This is a genomic window from Flexithrix dorotheae DSM 6795, assembly GCF_000379765.1.
GTDB classification, from domain to species: domain Bacteria; phylum Bacteroidota; class Bacteroidia; order Cytophagales; family Flammeovirgaceae; genus Flexithrix; species Flexithrix dorotheae.
In genome coordinates, this window is record NZ_KB903480.1 from 1 (window position 1) to 18,953 (window position 18,953).

Here is an 18,953-nt window from a genome sequence, read left to right on the forward strand (position 1 = left end):
ATGTATTATATCAATCAGAAAAATCATCATGAAAAGGTGGATGGAGATAACGATACCTGGCTTTATCTGGTAGATGCCCGGACGTATCATGAAGGTGTTTTTGAGCCTGTGGTTAAAAGGCAGGGTGATTCCCTGAAAGATGGAAATCTTTCCTGGCTCGATTGGGGAGTTAGGGCTTTCGAATTGAAAAAAGGAATCAATCATATTTATATTGGTGGTCGATCTAACGGATGGGGAATAGACCAGATTGCAGTTTATTCAGATTCAGTACCTGCTGAAAAACTTAATGCTATTGGAATAAAAACTTCTGAAAATTAATCGATAGATATTTCAACTTTACACCATAATAATTTAAGCCTTTCAATTTCTTATTTTGGGAATACCAAAATAGACCTTGTTCGGTATTATGGATGCAGGTTACGCAGTAACTTCAAAAGTTCAGACTTATTGATAGTGTCTTTAATCCTTCTTAGTCATGAGAACATTAATTTGGTAAAAATTTTAAGAATTTAAAACAGTAACCTCCAACAATGTGTATCCGAGTGAATGTCAGACTTTTTAACCTTTCTTTTTTTGACAATACAATGTTATAAGGTTGTTAGAAAATTATGCTATATATTTCAGTTAAGGAAAAGGTTTCCTTGTAGTAAATTTGGAGAAATTTTTTTAAGAAACTACTGATTAGAAAGGGTTAGACAAAATTTACCTGAATACAATTAACACCTTATCATACTAACAAAAGGGAAAAAATGCGATCATCACCTTCAATTTTCCTGATTTACCTATTTGGTATTTTACCAGGGCTTGTGCTTGCCCAAAACAGACCGGTCCGGTTTAACAAAATAACTAGTGAGGATGGTCTTTCCCAAAGTCATGTTACTGCCATTCTCAAGGATAATAAAGGATTTATGTGGTTTGGCACCTTCGATGGGCTTAATCAGTACGATGGTTATGGTTTAAAGGTCCATAAGCACGATCCCGAAATTTTAGGCAGTATATCAAGTGATTTTATTCAGGCCATTTTTGAAGACAAATCTGGTAATTTATGGATAGGTTCTGCTGGAGGAGGATTAAGTTTATACGATAGAGCAAATGACAAATTCATCAACTATTTGCCAGATGAAAATGATCCGAAAAGTATTAGTGTTTACACCGTTCAGACCATTTATGAAGACAAAAAAGGTAATCTGTGGTTAGGTTCAGACAAAGGTTTGGAATATTTTAATCCCCAAACACAAACCTTTAAATATTACCAATCGGATAGTCTGAACCTGAGAACTATTAAAGATAATCAGGTGGTTTTTATTGGAGAAGATCATCAAAACAGGTTGTGGGTAGTTTCCGAAACAGGTATTCAGTTTTACAATCCTGAAAGAGACAGTTTTATCAGACTCAATTATTTTGACAGCAATATTTATGGAAACATTAACCAGTTTTTAATTGATAGTGATGGGCATTACTGGATAGGTACACATGGAAAGACGGGATTATATTTTCTGGATATTAAAAAGGAATTGGTGATTCCAATTGAAGGACTGACCCGCAATAAGGTGGTTTATGCATTGGAAGAAGATGAGGAAGGCAACCTCCTTATCGGCACAGAATCAGGCGGTTTTTATGTGCTGGACAAACAAACCCGGAAATTTACCAGATATTCCCATGAACCCGCTGATGATACCAGTTTAAACGATAATTCCATTCAGTGCATTTACCAAAGTAACGATGGTATTGTGTGGCTGGGCACTAATATTGGCGGAGTAAATTTTTATAATAAAAATGCCAAACCAATTGTCCATTTTCAGCATCAACCCAATAAAAACAGCCTTAGTGGAAATAATGTATTATGTATTAAAGAAGATAATGAAGGCATTGTCTGGATTGGCACTGATGGGAAAGGGCTTAACCGGTTCAACAGGGCAAATAATCATTTTGAGGAAATACTCAGTGATCAAATTACAGATGATGTGATCAGGACAATGGGACTTGATGCTGAAGGCAATCTTTGGCTGGGGACGTTCCGGGGAGGGCTCAATATTTTAAACAATAATAAAACCTTATGGAATATTAATAACCGGCAGGATTTCAAGGTTTTCGGCAACAGAATTGAAAAAATTTATCTTGACCAAAACGGTGATATCATCCTTTCAGGAAATAAAGTTTACAGGAACAGGAAAGGGACTTTTCAATATGAAGAACTGGTATCCATTCCTGAGAGGACTAATATCATTTTACAGGATAGGAAGGAGAATTATTGGTTTGGAACTCATAATGGCCTGTACAGATTGAAAAAAGATGATCGTAAATTCAAAAAATTTAACACACACCTGGGGGAATTTCCAAGACTTAGTGCCAATGGTGTCACTAATATTCTGGAAGATTCAAAAGGGAATATCTGGGTAGGTACCAGCAATGGATTGAATGTTTTTCAGGAATTCACCGAAACTTTTAAAGTTTATAAAGAGAAAGATGGTCTCACCAATAATAATATACATGGCTTGTTGGAGGACGATCGTGGTAATTTGTGGATCAGTACCAATAATGGCATATCCAAACTTCAGGATGCAGTCACAATTCCCGAAGATCCTGTATTTAAAAACCTTAATGTAGAAGATGGTTTACAGGGGAAAGAATTTAACACCAAGGCTACTTTCAGGAACAAAAATGGGGAGATGTATTTTGGTGGGAAAAATGGATTTAATCTTTTCCATCCCGATAGTATCACCGAAAATGAGTTTATTCCTCCCGTGGTTTTTACCGGTTTCAAAATATTTAATAAAGATGTCCCAATCGATCCCCTGCAATCTCCCTTACACAAGCACATTAGTGAAACAGATACCCTGTATTTATCCTACGAGCATTCTGTTTTTACCATTGCCTTTGCGGTGCTCAATTTTCTAAATCCTGGTAATAATCAATATGCCTTTAAACTCGAAAATTTTGAAAAAAACTGGAATTATGTAGATAATCAGCGATCGGCTACTTATACCAACCTGGACCCGGGAACTTATACTTTCAGGGTGATTGGCAGTAATAATGATGGAAAATGGAATAGATCAGGAGCCTCACTGACGATTATTATCAGTCCACCCTGGTGGGAAACTAACTGGTTCAGGTTTTTAGCCATTGCCCTTGTTGTAGTTAGTTTCTATGCTTTTTATAAAATCAGGACAAGAAATTACAAACAACATAATCTGGAACTGGAAAGGAAAGTAAAATTGCGAACAGCAGAATTGATGGAAGTCAATGAAGAATTACAATTACAAAAGGAGCAGATTTCCAATCATGTATCCCAACTGACCGAACTGGATCAATTGAAAACTAACTTTTTTTCCAACATTACACATGAATTCCGGACACCACTTACGCTGGTGATTAATCCACTTGAAAAAGTGATGACTGATCCGGACCAGAATACACCCATAAAGAATTATGGAGGACAGTTCCAACTGATGTTGAGAAATGCCAGAAGGTTGCTGCAGTTGATCAACCAGTTATTGGATACTTCAAAAATTGAGTCTGGAGATACCCAACTGGAATTATCTCGTGGTGATATTATTATTTTTATCAAAGAATTAACCGAGTCCTTTTTTCTGCTGGCGAGGGATAAAGGAATTCATCTCCACTTCCATAGCAATATAGATAGCTACCAGACTTTTTTCGATAAAGATAAACTGGAAAAAATACTTTACAATCTTTTATCGAATGCCATAAAATTTACAGAAGCGAAAGGGGAAATTTCTTTGGAAATAGCTGTTTTGAATCCAGGGGAGGAAAATGCTGGTTTATCCATAAAAATAAAGGATACGGGTGAGGGAATTCCCAAAGAAGCACTGGGCAAAATATTTGACCGCTTTTACAGTAATAACCCTTCTGGGCAATCAAGTTCTGGTGGCACGGGAATAGGACTTTACCTTACCAAAAAGCTGGTGGAGCTTTTTAATGGAGAAATTCAGGTAAAGAGCGATACTTCAAAAGAAAACCATGGTACTTGTTTCCAACTCAGCATTCCCTTAAACCAGCCGGAAATGCAATCATCGGAACAGGAAAGAAAGGAAAAGGCTTCAGGTACAGCCATTGATGCAATAATTGAACAGTCAGATGCTTCGGTGGAAAGCGAGATCAGCAATTCAACCTCAACTCAGGAGGGAGAGCAACCAGTTTTGTTAATAGTAGAGGATAATAAAGACATCCGGAAATATATTATGGAGGAACTTTCCATTGAATTTACAGTGAAAGAAGCGGCAAATGGAGCAGAAGGTTTGAAAATTGCCGAAAGTGAGATTCCGGATATTATTATCAGTGATGTGATGATGCCGGAAATGGACGGTATAACAATGTGCAATAAGCTTAAGATTAATGTCACTACCAGCCATATTCCCATCATATTACTAACAGCCAGGGCCTCCACCAAATTTGAAGTAGAAGGGCTGAATGTAGGCGCTGATGATTATGTGACCAAACCCTTCAATCTGCTGCTACTCAAAGCCAGAATATTCAATTTGATTAACAACCGCAAAAAGTTAAGGGCTTATTTTTCCAATAACCTGAGTCTGGAACCAAAGGATATTACCACCGCCTCAATGGACGATCAGTTTATAAAAAAGGTAATGGAAATCACCGAAAAGGAATTGGCCAATCCCGATTTTGGGGTAAATGAGTTTGCCAGAGCATTGGGCTTTAGCCGAACCCAGTTATACCGTAAGTTTCAGGCACTTACCGGGCAAACCGTAAAAGAATTTATCAGAGCCTACCGATTAAAATATGCCCTCAAATTATTAGAAACAAAAGCCTACAGCATATCGGAAATCGCCTATCAGGTAGGTTTCAGGAATCATCCTAATTTCACAAGAGCATTTCAAAAGCACTTTGGCTATTCCCCTTCCGATTATTTGAACGACCTGGAAGGAAAGAAATAAACTCCATTTTTTACTTTCCCCTACTTTCCATTTTTTTATCAATTTGTTTCAATGGTACAGAATGGAAAGGCTTCTGAACATCAGAAAGATGTTCTTATAAAATAATCCTATACATTCAGAGATTATTCGTCAATCAAAAATAAATATTAATGAAAATGAAAAAAACGACATTTTTGGTCTGGCTTTTCATGCTATATCTTTCCGGGTATAGCCAGATAATTGACCAGACAAGCTTTGAAAATTACAGTGATGAACACCAGTATGTGCAACAAAACTGGGTAAACGATGGATTTGATCCTAAATGGGTAAATGGATTCAACCAATCGAGGGTTTATGTGGACAATCAGTTTGCTAATTCCGGGAATAAATCAATTCGGATTAAATATCCTGCTGGCAATTACGGTCCTGGGAACACCGGTGCGCAGGCTCCTTTGAGAATTCCACCAGCCAATGAGTATTATGTATCTTATTCGGTTCGGTTTTCGGATAATTTCGATTGGGGAGGAAGTAATGAAGGCGGAAAACTACCCGGACTGGCCGGAGGGAACAATTGTAGCGGTTGTTCTTCCTGTTCCGGCACCAACGGATTTACGGCTCGCTTAATGTGGCGCCAGGGTGGTCGTGCGGTTTTATACCTTTACCACATGGATAAATCGGGCTCATGTGGAGATGACCTTAATCTAAAAACTGCCAAAGGTAACAATTTCCATTTCCAAAAAGGGCAATGGTACACCATTACACAAAGGGTGAAAGTGAATACTCCAGGTTTAAAAAATGGAGAGGTTGAATTATGGATAGATGGCGTACCAGCATTGTTAGTTCAAAATATCCGTTTTGTGACCAACGGAGATCAGGTGGATAATTTTTATTTTTCTACTTTTCATGGCGGAGGAGATGGAAGCTGGGCTCCAGGCAATGATTGTTATACCTGGTTTGATGATGTGAAAATTGGTAAATCTTTTAGTGATGTTTATGGTGGATCAAACCCACCACCACCCCAGGGCAATGGCGGTTTGCCAGTAGTAAATTTTACGGCTTCTACTCACGATGGAAATATTCCCGAAAACACCTATGATGATAATTTAAACACCCGTTGGTCTGCGGAAGGAGATGGGGAATGGATGACACATGAATTGGACGATACTTATTTGGTGGAGTCGGTGGATATGGCTTTTTTCCGGGGCGATGAAAGAAGCACTTCATTTGATGTTCAATTGTCTGAAAATGGCTCGGGCTGGACAACTGTGTTCTCCTGGTCGAGCAGCGGCAATTCTTTAAATTTTGAAAATTTTGATTTTCCAGATCAAAATGCCCGGTTTGTTAGGATTGTGGGACATGGTAATTCTGTAAACGACTGGAACAGCATCACAGAACTTCGAATCAATGGCTCTGGGGCTCAGCAGAATATTCCGGTTACCGGAATAAGTGTTGCTCCAACTACTGTCAGTGTTGATGAAGGGCAAAGCAGCCAGTTATCTGTCAACATAAGTCCGGCTAATGCCACTAACCAGTCAGTAAGTTGGTCATCAAGTAACCCGGCAGTAGCCACCGTAAATTCCAGTGGGATGGTGAGTGGTTTATCGGCAGGGTCAGCTACAATTACAGTTACCACAGCAGATGGCGGGTTTACGGCTACAAGTAACATAACAGTTAACTGTGCATCAGGCTGCAATGCTACCACCACTACTTTAAACCCTACGGCAGATGCTTATGTAAGAACAGGTACTTTTAGTGGAAATAATTATGGTTCGGACAATAATTTGGTAGTGAAAAACTCTCCAAGTGATGATTATTACAGGGAAGCTTACCTAAAATTTAACCTGAGTGGCATTTCAAATATTACAAGTGCCACTTTAAGGCTGAATGGAAATGCCAACCTGACCGTAGTAGCATATGGCGTAGATAATGACAGTTGGACAGAAGGAGGAATTAATGCCAACAATGTGCCTTCAGCGGGAAGTCAATTGGCAAGTGCCAATGTAAATGGTTGGGGAGAGTTCGATGTAACCACTTTTGTGGCTGCACAATCGGATGGGCAGGTTTCATTTATGATAAAAGATCCAAATACAAGCGATGTAATGGTGAATATCAGTAGTAAGGAAGGCAGCAATCCTCCTGAATTGATCGTCACTTATGGCACTTCAAATATCCCGGTCACCGGATTGGCGGTTAGTCCAACCTCGATTAACCTTGAGGAAGGGCAAACCAGTCAATTGGTTGCAACTGTAAATCCATCGGATGCAACAGATTCATCGGTGAGCTGGTCGAGTAGCAATGCCAGTGTAGCCACTGTGAGTGCAAGTGGTCTGGTGATTGCGGTGGCTGATGGAACGGCAAATATTACTGTTACTACCAATGATGGTGGTTTTACCGCCACAAGTACCATCACCGTATCCACTCCAACCCAAGGTGGAAATTTACCCATTATTGATGCCACAGCCTCCACCAATGATGGTAATGGGCCAGACAATGTCTATGATGATGACTTAGGCACCCGATGGTCTGCTGATGGTAATGGGCAGTGGCTAATTGTAGAACTGGACAATACTTATTGGGTTGAATCAGTGGATATTGCCTTTTACAATGGCAACCAGCGTTCGTCCACCTTCGATTTAGCCCTTTCGACTGATGGCTCTAACTGGACCACCGTTTTTTCCGCGAGTTCCAGTGGAAATACCCTGAATTTGGAAAGCTTCGATTTTGCCGATCAAAATGCCAGATATGTCCGATACACTGGTTTTGGTAATTCTGTAAATAGCTGGAATAGCATCACCGAATTTGAAGTATATGGTTCGGCTGCCCAAAATGTAGCTGTAAGTGGCTTAAGTGTATCCCCAACTTCATTAAGTTTAGAAGAAGGAGAAACCGGGCAATTGTCAGCAACAGTAAGTCCGGCAAATGCAACCAACTCATCAGTGAGCTGGTCGAGTAGCAATAACAGTGTTGCTACTGTGAATTCCAGTGGGTTGGTCACAGCCATTTCTGCTGGCTCGGCTACTATCACAGCTACTACGGTTGATGGTGGTTTTATGGCCAATAGTGCGATTACCGTAACTGTCCCCACCACTCCAACCGGATATCGTTACCTGCGCTATACTTCAGTAAATGTGAACAACTTTAAGTTATTGGAAATAGACTGGAAGGCTGGTGGAACTTCTGTGCCATCAGGTAACCTCTCTTCTAATAACTCCGGAGGCGTAGCTGTTTCGGGAAGTGCGGGAAGTTCTTCCTTCCTGGCTTTTGACGGACAGTCGAATGATGCTGGAGGTATTTGGATTGGCAGTGGCAGCAATGTAAATCACCAGATTACCCTCGATTTAGGTTCTGGAAATGCTGTTAATCCAACTGGGATAGAAATTCATAAGTTTTCCTGGGCCAGTGTAAATAGTTTCCGGGCGGAAGGCTCAAACGATGGTAGCAACTGGACTTTGTTGTTGGAAGAAACCAATGCCAATGGGGCATTTACCAATGCAGGAGGAAGTCTGCGAGTGGCCACTTATACTATAGGGAGTTCCTCCAGAATAGCCAGTAATTCGATTAAAGAACAAACCGTAACTGAGCCGGAAATTGGAATTTATCCTAATCCTGGAACAGGAAATTTTGTAATCAATTTCAATAGTAATTATGAAGGAAAAATCGGACTAATTGTTCGTAATGCATTGGGTAAAGAGATTCAGTTCAGGGAGATAACAGGAATCTCTGAATATAATCTGAATCTCAGCGCTTTTCCAAATGGATTATATATTGTGGAATTTCAGTTAAATCATACCCGACTGACCAGGCAAATAGTCATCAGTCGATAATTGTCTAAATAAATTCCTTGAACCATACTGATTAAATTACTTAACCAGTATGGTTTTTTTGTTTTAACCAAAACAAAAAAATATAACACTCAAATTATTTTAAATATTACTATAATTCTGAATATTACACTTAAAAAATTATAAAAATTCTGAATTTTATTCTGAAATCTGTATCTTAAAATATAGTTTTTCATAACCATACCATTGATAAAATGAAACTCTTTTTTACCTTTCTTTTTTTTATTCCTCAGTAGTCTTGTTTTTGCTCAAGAAGAGCAGTATTTCGACAAAAACAATTTTAAACTCAACCTTCCTACTTATGCAAGATGGATTTTTGTTGATGAGATTAAAGGTAGTTTGAATTTGTCCTATGAAAGAAAAATTGGCTTAATCACTACCGGTGAAATAAGACTTAATCAAGTCTGGTGGGAAAAAGAGTTCCCTTATCGGAAATCAATAGACCTTTTATTCAAAGCTTATTTTAGACGAAACAAGGATAAATATTTTAATGGACTATTTATCGGGGTTGTTCCGTACGCACATTATCAGATTGGTAATAATTTCAAAGATATGAATGCTCAGAAATATTCTGTTAAAAATAAATTCAATGGTATTGGTGGTGCCTTAGGTTATCAGTTTAGAGCTTATAAAAGGTTAACTTTGGAATTATCAGGTTCAATTCTATACGGAAAAAATAACAGTTTTAATTCTAATTATAACTATACAAAAGAAAGTATGAATTCATGGTATTTCAATTCTTATCTTTTCATGGGATATACATTTTAGCGAAAAAATAGCGAATATATATGTTGTTGTTTTAAATCAGTAATTTTTCCACATCTTTATTTTTATCAAAAAATCCCAAAAGCTTTCCATTTTGTTCCTAAATTTTAAAATAGTACAAAAAGATAATTTTTTGGGATAAATAGCCTCTGGGGAACCGGGATAAGCCTCTAGTTTTGACGGACAGTTATCTTATCAAGATAACATAGAGATGCTAGAAGCAGCTAAATTCTCTTATAGGATAAATATGGGTTTTGCTTTTGTCATAATTGAGGAATGAAAATAAAAATTGGTTTAAATTTTAAAATGACAGGGAATTCTATAAAACCCTAAGAAAATGTTGAACCTGAAATAAAAATTTATCCGAATCAAGGTTCAATACTATTTATTCTGGATTTATCAGGTTAGTCATCAGGTACTGTTTCCATAATAGTTTACACCCCTGCAAATCAAAAAGTCTATTTAAAAAAAGCAATAAAAACACATCAATTATACCAACAAAAAATTGAATTAAATAGACCCTTAAAAAGGGATTTATATTATGATTAGAATTTTTTTTAACTTAAAAAAATGATAAAAAAGGTAAACTTAACTTTCAGCAAGCTACTCTTCAGGATAACCAACATTACAGCTATCCTGTTTTTTCTGATTATCATCTTAGGAATCATTTCCAGATTCATCATTAAAGTGCCTATTCTGGCCTCAATTGAGCTGAGCAGATTACTTTTTGTCTGGTCTTGCTTTTTTGCTGCAGCCTTAACCTATCAGCGGAAGGCTCACATAGCCATCACCATTTTCACCGACAGACTTTCTAACAGGGTACAACATATACTTGGCTGCTTCACTTACAGCATTATTTTATTATTTGTAATTATCCTGTTATTCTACTCCTCAGAAGTAGTCTATTTACTTTGGCATTCAGATTTACCCATGCTGGGCATTTCCCAGGGCTGGTTTTATGTACCACTTCCCATCGTATCGGTCCTGATGCTTTCCTTTACCCTGGAATTTTTACAGGAAGAATTTAATGGACTGAGGGTAAAGCAGCAGCCCATTAATTAATTCGGAGGAGGTATAAAATTCTTTTTTCAGCTATGTTGATCATATTAATTATAAGTTTTCTTTTACTGGCACTATTGAGAGTACCGATTGCCTTTGCCCTTGGGATAGGAGCTACAGTCGCCATTTTATTATTTGGAGATATTCCACTGGCTTCCATTCCTCACAAAATGGTAAATGGAATAGATTCCTATGTTTTCCTGGCCATCCCTTTGTTTTTATTAGCGGGTAGGCTGATGAATGCTGGGGGAATTACCGACCGTATTTTTCATTTTGCCAGAATTCTGGTGGGGCACATTAGAGGTGGCCTGGCACATGCCAATGTAGTGGCCAGTATTATTTTCGCCTGGATGTCTGGCTCGGCAGTGGCCGCAGTGGGAGGACTCGGTGAAATTGAATTAAAAGCCATGAAGAAAAATGGTTTTGATGCCCCTTTTTCTGCTTCGGTAATTACCGCTTCTTCTGTGCTCGGGCCCATTATTCCGCCAAGTATTCCCTTGATTATCTATGCAGCCATGTCCGAAAATTCGGTGGGGAAATTATTTCTGGCCAGTGTAATCCCTGGAATTTTAATGGCATTGGCCTTAATGATATTAATATTCATTTTAAGTACTAAAAAGAATTATCCAAAAGACGAAAGAGCATCTTTAAAAACGATGGTACTCTCTTTTAAAGAAGCCCTCATACCATTGATTATGCCGGTTATTATGCTTGGTGGAATTGCTGGTGGATTTTTCACACCTACCGAGGCGGCTGCGGTGGCGGTTTTATATGCTTTGGTTATTAGTCTTTTCGTGTATAAAACGATCAAGTGGAAAGACTTACCGGAAATTTTTGTAGAAACCATGGTTACTACTGCGATAGTTACTTTTATCATTTCAGCCACCAGTCCATTTTCCCTGCTGCTGACCATTGAAGATGCCGGTTTAAAAATTTCCAGCCTGGTAACAGGGCTTACCGAAAACAAATACCTGATTTTATTTCTCATTAATATTTTGTTACTTGTATTCGGGGCACTCATGGAAGCCGGGGTAGTATTGATTCTTTTTATTCCCATTCTTTATCCATTGGCTATGAACTACGGCATTGACCCCATTCACTTCGGAGTCATCATGATTGTGAACTTAATGATCGGTGTGGCCACGCCTCCAATGGGAGTTTGCCTCTTTGTGATGAGCCACATTAGCGGATTAAAGGTAGAAGTACTTATGCGCAGTATTTTGCCATTTTTAATTCCCATGATCATGATATTATTCCTGATTACCTATTGGCCGGCTTTAACCACCTTTTTACCAGGAATTTTAATGGACTAATTATTTATTAAATGATCATCAAAAAGAACCATATCGCTGTTTTGTTCACTATAGTCCTCTGGCTGGCTGTAGGTTGCTCCCGACAAGACAATTTTCCCAAAGTGATAAAAGTGGGTTTGTCGCATGGGAAAAGCCATTCTTTTACCCTGGCACTGGAAAAGTTTGCTTCAGAACTGGAGGAAAAAACCAATGGGAAATACAAAGTAAAAATCTATCATAGTTCGCAGTTGGGTGGGGAAAAAGAGATGCAGGAAATGCTGACCATTGGCAGTTTGGAAATGACTGTCACCGGATTATTAAATACCTATGAGCCACTTTTCTCCCTGTTTGAAATGCCCTTTCTCTATCGGGACAGGCACCATGCCTATCAAATCAATAATGGACCAATAGTACATGATGTAGCCAAATCTTTAAATGAAAATGGGATCAGCCTGGTGGGCTTTTATGAAAATGGATTTCGGAATATTACCAACTCCGTGAAAGCTATTAACAACCCGGAAGATGTGGAAGGATTGAAAATTCGAACCCCGGAAAATCCGGCACAAATTGAAACGATTCGGGCCTTACACGGCATTCCCACTCCCATGAGTTTTTCCGAATTGTACACGGCTCTCTTGCAAGGCGTGATTGATGGGCAGGAAAATCCTTTGCAAAATATCTGGTATGGGCGGTTTTATGAAGCTCAAAAATACCTAGCTGTCACCCAGCATATTTACAATGCGGCTTATGTGGTGGTAAGCAATCGCTTTTGGGATGAATTAGACGAAGAAGATCAACATATTTTTAAGATCTGTATGAATGCTTCTATTCAGTGGCAATTGAAATATATGGAAAATCTGGATAGGGAACTGGAAGCCAAGATGAAAGATAAAGGGGTGAAATTTACCTATCCCGACCGGGTATTATTTGAAAAAGCCAGTTACCCGGCTTACCAGCGATTGTATGAACAACTGGGGCCAAAAGCCAAACTGATTGTAGAAAAAATTAAGGCAAATGAAGATTAACATGAAGAAAGTAAAACTATTGATTTGGAGCTTTTTATTGCCAGTTTTCCTTTTAATATCCTGCACTCCACCGCAAGGTAACACTGAGAAAAAGAAAGTGTACTATGTCAATTCATACCACAAAGGTTATGGCTCTAGTGATGATGTGATGAATGGATTATTAACCAAACTGGAGACCAGTGGAGTGGAGGTAAAAGTGTTTTTTCTGGATTCCAAGAACAATGCTGAAGAAGATAAAATAAAACAAAAGGTGGAAACAGCTTTGAAAGAAATTGTGGATTACCAGCCGGATGTACTTGTTGTTTCAGATGATAATGCGGTAAAATATCTGGTGGAACCTTATTTCAAAAATCAGGAGTTGCCCGTAGTTTTTTGTGGGGTAAACTGGTCGGCTGAGCAATATGGCTTACCGGTTAAAAATGTAACGGGAATGTTGGAAGTATTACCCCTGAAAAAGAATATCCAGACCATTCAGGAGTATTACCCCAATGCGAAAAATATCCTTATTTTATCAGAAAATTCTACATCTGAACAAAATAACACCCAGATATTAGGGCCATTATATGAGGAACTGGAACTCAATACGGAATATGCGCTGGTGAAGGATTTTGAAGAGTGGAAAACCAGGTTTTTGGAAGGCAATCAAAAGTTTGATCTCATTTATCTGCCTACCAATGGTGCCATCAAAAACTGGGACGATCAGGCAGCCGAAAGTTTTGTGCAGGAAAACATAAAAGTACCAATAATCACCTGCGATGACTTTATGATGCCTTATGCCTTTTTTGGACTCACCAAAGTGGCAGAGGAACAAGGAGAGTGGGCTGCAGCTACTGCCTTGAAAATTATGGAAGGCGCCAGCACTGATGAAATTCCTTTAAGCGAAAACAAGCAGACAAAAGCCTGGCTGAACCAGACACTGGCTACAAAAATTGGCTTTTTGCCAAAGGAAGAATTGTATAAAACATGTGACATTGTTCAATAGAAAAATCGTGATGAAGAAAGACGTAATTGACCGGATAAAACAGCAACTTGAATTTATTACCACCCATAAAAATCAATTGGTGATTGATACGGATTGTCATCCAACTGATTTGTCGCTGTTGAAGGGTGAAATCCTGGAAAAATATCAATCTACGCCCAATTATTATCATGGCAGATTAATTTCTACAGAGGAATTGCTGAGTGAAATGAAAATGGCGGAAGTGGATATGGCTTTGTGTTGGCAAAACCCGGCTGCCATAGCCTACACGGATGATAAAGAGGAAAACTTTAGGCTGCTGATGGCAGCAAACCATCATATTCACCAGTCAGCATTAGCTTATACTGAAAAGATTATTCCAGCTGGCTGGACTGATCCGAAAGCATTGGGAATTGAGCTGGCGATGAAAGTAGTAGATATCTGCATGAAGGAATATGGATTTGCTATTGTAAAAATGAATCCTGCCCAAAATGCGTATCCTATTGATAGCCCTGAAGTTTTTCAGGTAGTGGAACACATCATTGGTTTGGGGGGAGTGCCAGCTTTTCATTATGGAGGAGATACGCCTTATACCCCGGCTTCTAGTTTGGCTAAAATTGCAGAGAAATTTCCCCAAAGTCCCATCATTGCCGTACATATGGGAGGAGGTGGGTCTGGCTACAATGAAGGAGAAAAATTGTACCTGGATACCAGAACATTAGGATTGAAATTTCCCAATCTTTTTTTCCCCTTAAGTGCTAAAAGAGATACGCATATTGAAAGTGATTTAATTACCTATCAATTGGCAGGGTCTCCACATAGCGAGCAAATTTTCTGTGGCAGTGATGCGCCTTATGGCAGACAGTCCTGGAATTTTGGCGGATACAGGGCCATGTTCAAATCATTGATGGATACTGAAAATCATCCTGATGAGCGGATAAGAAAGCATGAAAATTTATTTACCCCTGAAGTGGCTCAAAAATACATGGGGGGAAATTTTGCTGAATTTTATACCAGAGCGCTTCAAAAATTTATGGAAATACAGGGGCTTTAATTAATTAAAATAATCATAAACTAAACTATAAATGAAACTAATTTACTTGTTTTCACTTCTTTCCATATTGTGTTTCGCCTGTCAGGAAAAACAGCCTATGGATGAAATTCCAATGTTGGAAATAAAGGAGGTTGTTTTAAAAAGCGAAGGGCAATATGACAATCCCTATACTGAAGTAGAATGCTGGTTAGAACTGGAAGGTCCTGATTTTAAAAAGAAAATTTATGGTTTTTGGAATGGGGATAATGAATTTGTATTCAGATTGGTAGCGATTAGTCCGGGGGAATGGAAATGGAAAAGTTTTTCCAATCAGGATGATAAAGGACTGAATAATCACGAAGGTGGATTTAAGGCTTTACCACTTTCTGATGAGGCAATCAATCTCAATCCGAATAATAGAGGTTTTATAAGGTCAACTACCAATGGCAGGGCTTTGGAATATGCCGATGGCACACCATTTTTTATGTTGGCAGATACCTGGTGGGCGGCTTCTACCTGGAGATTTCCCCTAAAAGGAATAACCCCAAGTGCCGATTATGTACCCAAAGAAGGCATCAGTTTTGAAGAAGCGCTGAGTTTCCGAAAAAAGCAGGGCTATAACACCATCGCCATGATTGCGGCTTATCCCAACTGGAAAGCAGATGAATATCCGGCTCAATTTATTAATGCGGATAGTGTGGGTGTAAGACAGGCCTGGGAGAAAAATGGGATAGATAGGGGCAAAGACATGCATGATGAAAACGGGAACATGCCATTCGAAGCCTGGGAAAAATCACCGATAATAGCCAATTACGATCGACTTAATCCGGAATATTTTAAAAGTCTGGATAAAAAAATGAAATACCTGAAAAAGGAAGGTTTTGTCACTTTTTTGGAAACCGTAAGAAGAGACCATGGCCCATCCTGGAAAAAGTATTTTGACTTTAAGGAATCTTATGCCAGGTATGTGCAATACATAGTTGCCCGATATGGTGCTTTTAACATTATTTTCAGTGGAATCCACCTGGACTGGATCAATGAGAACTTTTGCCTTCCTCCCGATGATTTCAATGAAGTGCTCACTTACCATTACAATAAATATGGAGGTTTGCCATACGGTCAGCCCCATTCTATATTGATTGATGGCTCTACTTATACCCATTTTGGTCATGGGGAAAGTGCTCCGTGGCTCAACATGCATGCGGTGGGAAATGTCCCTAGGAACCATGGATTTTATCCGATGATAGAGGAAATTTTTGCTTTGAATTCTCCTTATCCGGTCGCCAATCTTGAGCCTTATTATCCGGGTTGGGATAACGTATTCCACAATTTGGTAGCGGGAGAGCGCCCAGTACCCAATTCCGATCGGGATAATTATTTTGGAAGAACGCAAATGTATGGCAGTGTACTCTCTGGAGGACTGGCAGGGCATGTTTATGGAACTGGTGCTTATTGTGGCAGTACTACAGGAGAACCAAGAAATGAGGGAGAAAGGCCATCCATTTGGGAAGGTTTGAATTATCCTTCTGGTGCTCAATTGCCTTATCTGGCCAAATTTATCCTTTCTGAGGGAATAGCTTATCAGCAATGTGAGCCCAAAAAGGAATTGCTCATTCCCCACAAAGCCAAAAATGCCCCTGAAAAAGGATTGGATGGCTGGTCATTTTTATTACTGCACCAGGATGCTCAGTTAGGCTTTCTGTATTTTGAAAATCAAAGTGAAATTCCCCAGGTTACCGGGTTGAATCCCAATGGCAATTATGAGTTGACCTGGTTCGATCCGATTAGTGGAGAATGGCTGGAAAAGTTTGTAATAAAGGCAGATGAACAAGGCCAGATTCAACTGGTTTCCTTCCCGGATGAAACAAAGATTTCCACCAGAGACTGGGCATTAAAACTGAAGGTAAAAAAGATTTAGACAGAAATTATAGTAAAACAATTTTTAACAAAAACAGCGTGAAAAATTCATTTTTATTAATTCTATTTTTAATAACCAGTTTAAAGCTGAGTGCCCAGGAAAATGGGTTTACAGCAGTGAGAGCTGAGGTAGACTTTTCCAAAAAGCTACGTGACTGGGATGGCTTTGGAGTCAATTATGTGGAATCTTGTCAGTCCCTGGATTTGGCAAAAGATCCACAGGATTACGGGGGATTCAGTTTGCTGGATGAAAGCGAAAGGCAAAATATCCTCAACATGATTTTTGGTGAGGATGGTTTGAAAGTCAATATTGTGAAGATGTTTCTCGATCCTTTTCATCAGGAAAAAGTAGGAGGTCCTTTCGACCATAAATCCTCTACGGAAAACATCAGGATGTTCGTGACCAGAGGAAATAAAATCACGAAAGAAAACGGGCGGTCATTAAAAATTATCACTACCATGTATGGACCTCCTTCCTGGGCAAATAAACAAAAAGTGGTGAGAGGGCGAGACCTGGATCCGGCTCAGGCTGAAAACATGGCCAACTATATGGTGGACTGGGTGAAGTTCCTGAAAAATGAGGAAAAACTAAATGTAAAATATTTGTCTTTGCATAATGAAGGAGAAGGATGGATGAGATGGGAAACCGATGGCATTACCCACGAAAGAAACAATATCGGGCATGATTACAACCTGTTTTGGCCTCCGGAGCAGGTGGTAGATTTTCTGCAAATTCTTCCCAAAACACTGAAGAAACAAGGTATTACCGATGTTGGGGTAGCTCCGGGTGAAACCTACAGCTGGGACAGGTTTTACAGATGGGGCTATGCTGATGCCATTGCCGATAATCCGAAAGCATTGGAAAATCTTGGACTGATTACTTCCCATGGTTTTCTCAATTTTGGTTTTTCCCGATGGAATAGTGAGCACATGAGCAATGGCATTGACTTGATTAGAGAAAAGCGTCCGGAAATGCATGCCTGGGTGACTTCCACCAGTTGGGGAAAAATGAATACCGAGTTCATCAGGCAGATTTATGGCAATATTTACGGTACGAAAGTGAATGCCATAGTGCCCTGGGCCATCATCCAGCGACCAGTTTTGTGGAAAGGCAGTGGCGATCCCAATCCGGGTTGTGGTTTTATTGTGAGAGAAGATGGCTCATATGAAGTTCAACAAGGCTATTATTTTTATAAACAGGTGACTACAGTAGGGCAGGAGGGAATGTCCATTGTAAGAACTTCCGCCTTGGATACTGAAATTGCAATTATTGGTTTTGGGAAAAATGGCACGGAAAACCCCAATGCATTTGTATTGATCAATACCGGACCGGATATGAGAAGTGTGAAAATTAAAGTGAAAGGTATTTCCGAAAAATCATTTAAAGCCATTAGGTCAGTAGATTTTGGAAACAGGAGAATTAATATTCCAGTAGAAAGATTTGCCGATATTGGCGAGTATGCTTTGGATGGGGAATTTATTCTTTATGAAGCCCCAGGCCACTCGGTAACTACATTTATCGCACAATAAATATTATCCGGTCATGTGGAGGAAAGCCTTGCATGACCGGAATGCAATCCTTCATTGAAGATAAATTAATATGAAAATGAAACCAGAACAAAAAAAGTGGACTATTGCCCACCTCCTTTAGATATAAATTGCTCAATTATTTCAAATTGCGAAATGATGAACTATAAACGAAATATAAAATCCTTATTGTAAAAAATAAAAAAGGGCTCAGGTAGCACCTGAACCCTTATGATAAATTTGTAAACTTTTAAATCACTGTGGTATAAGTTAAAACTATTTTCAACCAAAAACAAAAGGCCTTATCCGGCACAGATAGAACTTTGTTAATTGTAATTGATAACTAGAAGTTGTCTAAAGTAAAAAATGCTCAAACTGAGTAACTTAGGAAATTCTGACAATCTTAAGTTGAGCATCAATAATGAGCATTTTATCCAAAGATATAATAAAAAACAAGATATTACCCTATTTAACGCAAGGTAGTAAGGGACCTAAACTAACTGAAGATAAGCTGGTTAGCATTGTGGGATTGATACTATATCGATTGAAGACTGGATGTCAATGGCGAGAATTACCCTTACGTCAATATATGGAAGAACCTTACAGTTGGCAAAGTGTCTTCCATCATTTTAACCGATGG

12 protein-coding genes are annotated in these 18,953 nt (G+C 38.9%); all 12 read left to right on the plus strand.

Translation table 11 applies throughout. From position 1 onward, the window contains the following. Positions 1-318 (plus strand): hypothetical protein (locus tag A3EM_RS0133075; protein WP_020532558.1); only part of this gene is annotated, 318 nt, incomplete at its 5' end. 431 nt (positions 319-749) lie between these two features. Further along, positions 750-4,916, plus strand: a complete 4,167-nt coding sequence (locus A3EM_RS0133080) for a hybrid sensor histidine kinase/response regulator transcription factor (RefSeq protein WP_020532559.1) — start codon at positions 750-752, stop codon at positions 4,914-4,916. A 149-nt stretch (positions 4,917-5,065) separates the two neighbouring features. Next, positions 5,066-8,719 carry an Ig-like domain-containing protein gene (locus A3EM_RS46550; protein WP_052323405.1) on the plus strand — a complete coding sequence of 1,218 codons (3,654 nt, stop codon included), beginning with the start codon at positions 5,066-5,068 and terminating at the stop codon, positions 8,717-8,719. A 363-nt stretch (positions 8,720-9,082) separates the two neighbouring features. After that, positions 9,083-9,505 carry a DUF3575 domain-containing protein gene (locus A3EM_RS0133095; RefSeq protein WP_020532560.1) on the plus strand — a complete coding sequence of 141 codons (423 nt, stop codon included), beginning with the start codon at positions 9,083-9,085 and terminating at the stop codon, positions 9,503-9,505. A gap of 567 nt (positions 9,506-10,072) precedes the next feature. Next, positions 10,073-10,564 (plus strand): TRAP transporter small permease, encoded by a 492-nt coding sequence (locus A3EM_RS0133100; RefSeq protein WP_020532561.1) that lies wholly within the window; start codon positions 10,073-10,075, stop codon positions 10,562-10,564. Between the two features lie 32 nt (positions 10,565-10,596). Next, complete coding sequence (locus A3EM_RS0133105) at positions 10,597-11,874, plus strand: TRAP transporter large permease (protein WP_020532562.1); 1,278 nt, start codon at positions 10,597-10,599, stop codon at positions 11,872-11,874. Positions 11,875-11,885: 11 nt separating this feature from the next. After that, positions 11,886-12,878, plus strand: a complete 993-nt coding sequence (locus tag A3EM_RS44400) for a TRAP transporter substrate-binding protein (RefSeq protein WP_020532563.1) — start codon at positions 11,886-11,888, stop codon at positions 12,876-12,878. Between the two features lies 1 nt (position 12,879). Continuing rightward, a complete protein-coding gene (locus A3EM_RS0133115) occupies positions 12,880-13,860 on the plus strand; it encodes an ABC transporter substrate-binding protein (protein WP_157638215.1) in 981 nt (326 codons plus the stop codon). Positions 13,861-13,870: 10 nt separating this feature from the next. Then, positions 13,871-14,890 (plus strand): amidohydrolase family protein, encoded by a 1,020-nt coding sequence (locus tag A3EM_RS0133120; protein ID WP_157638216.1) that lies wholly within the window; start codon positions 13,871-13,873, stop codon positions 14,888-14,890. Between the two features lie 31 nt (positions 14,891-14,921). Further along, the gene (locus A3EM_RS0133125; RefSeq protein ID WP_020532566.1) at positions 14,922-16,787 is read left to right on the plus strand and encodes a DUF5060 domain-containing protein; all 1,866 of its coding nucleotides are present in this window, start codon (positions 14,922-14,924) and stop codon (positions 16,785-16,787) included. Positions 16,788-16,825: 38 nt separating this feature from the next. Further along, positions 16,826-18,316, plus strand: coding sequence for a hypothetical protein (locus A3EM_RS0133130; RefSeq protein WP_020532567.1), 1,491 nt, complete (start codon positions 16,826-16,828; stop codon positions 18,314-18,316). A gap of 418 nt (positions 18,317-18,734) precedes the next feature. Then, positions 18,735-18,953, plus strand: a 219-nt coding sequence (locus tag A3EM_RS47235) for a transposase (RefSeq protein WP_020532568.1), incomplete at its 3' end; no start/stop codon positions are given.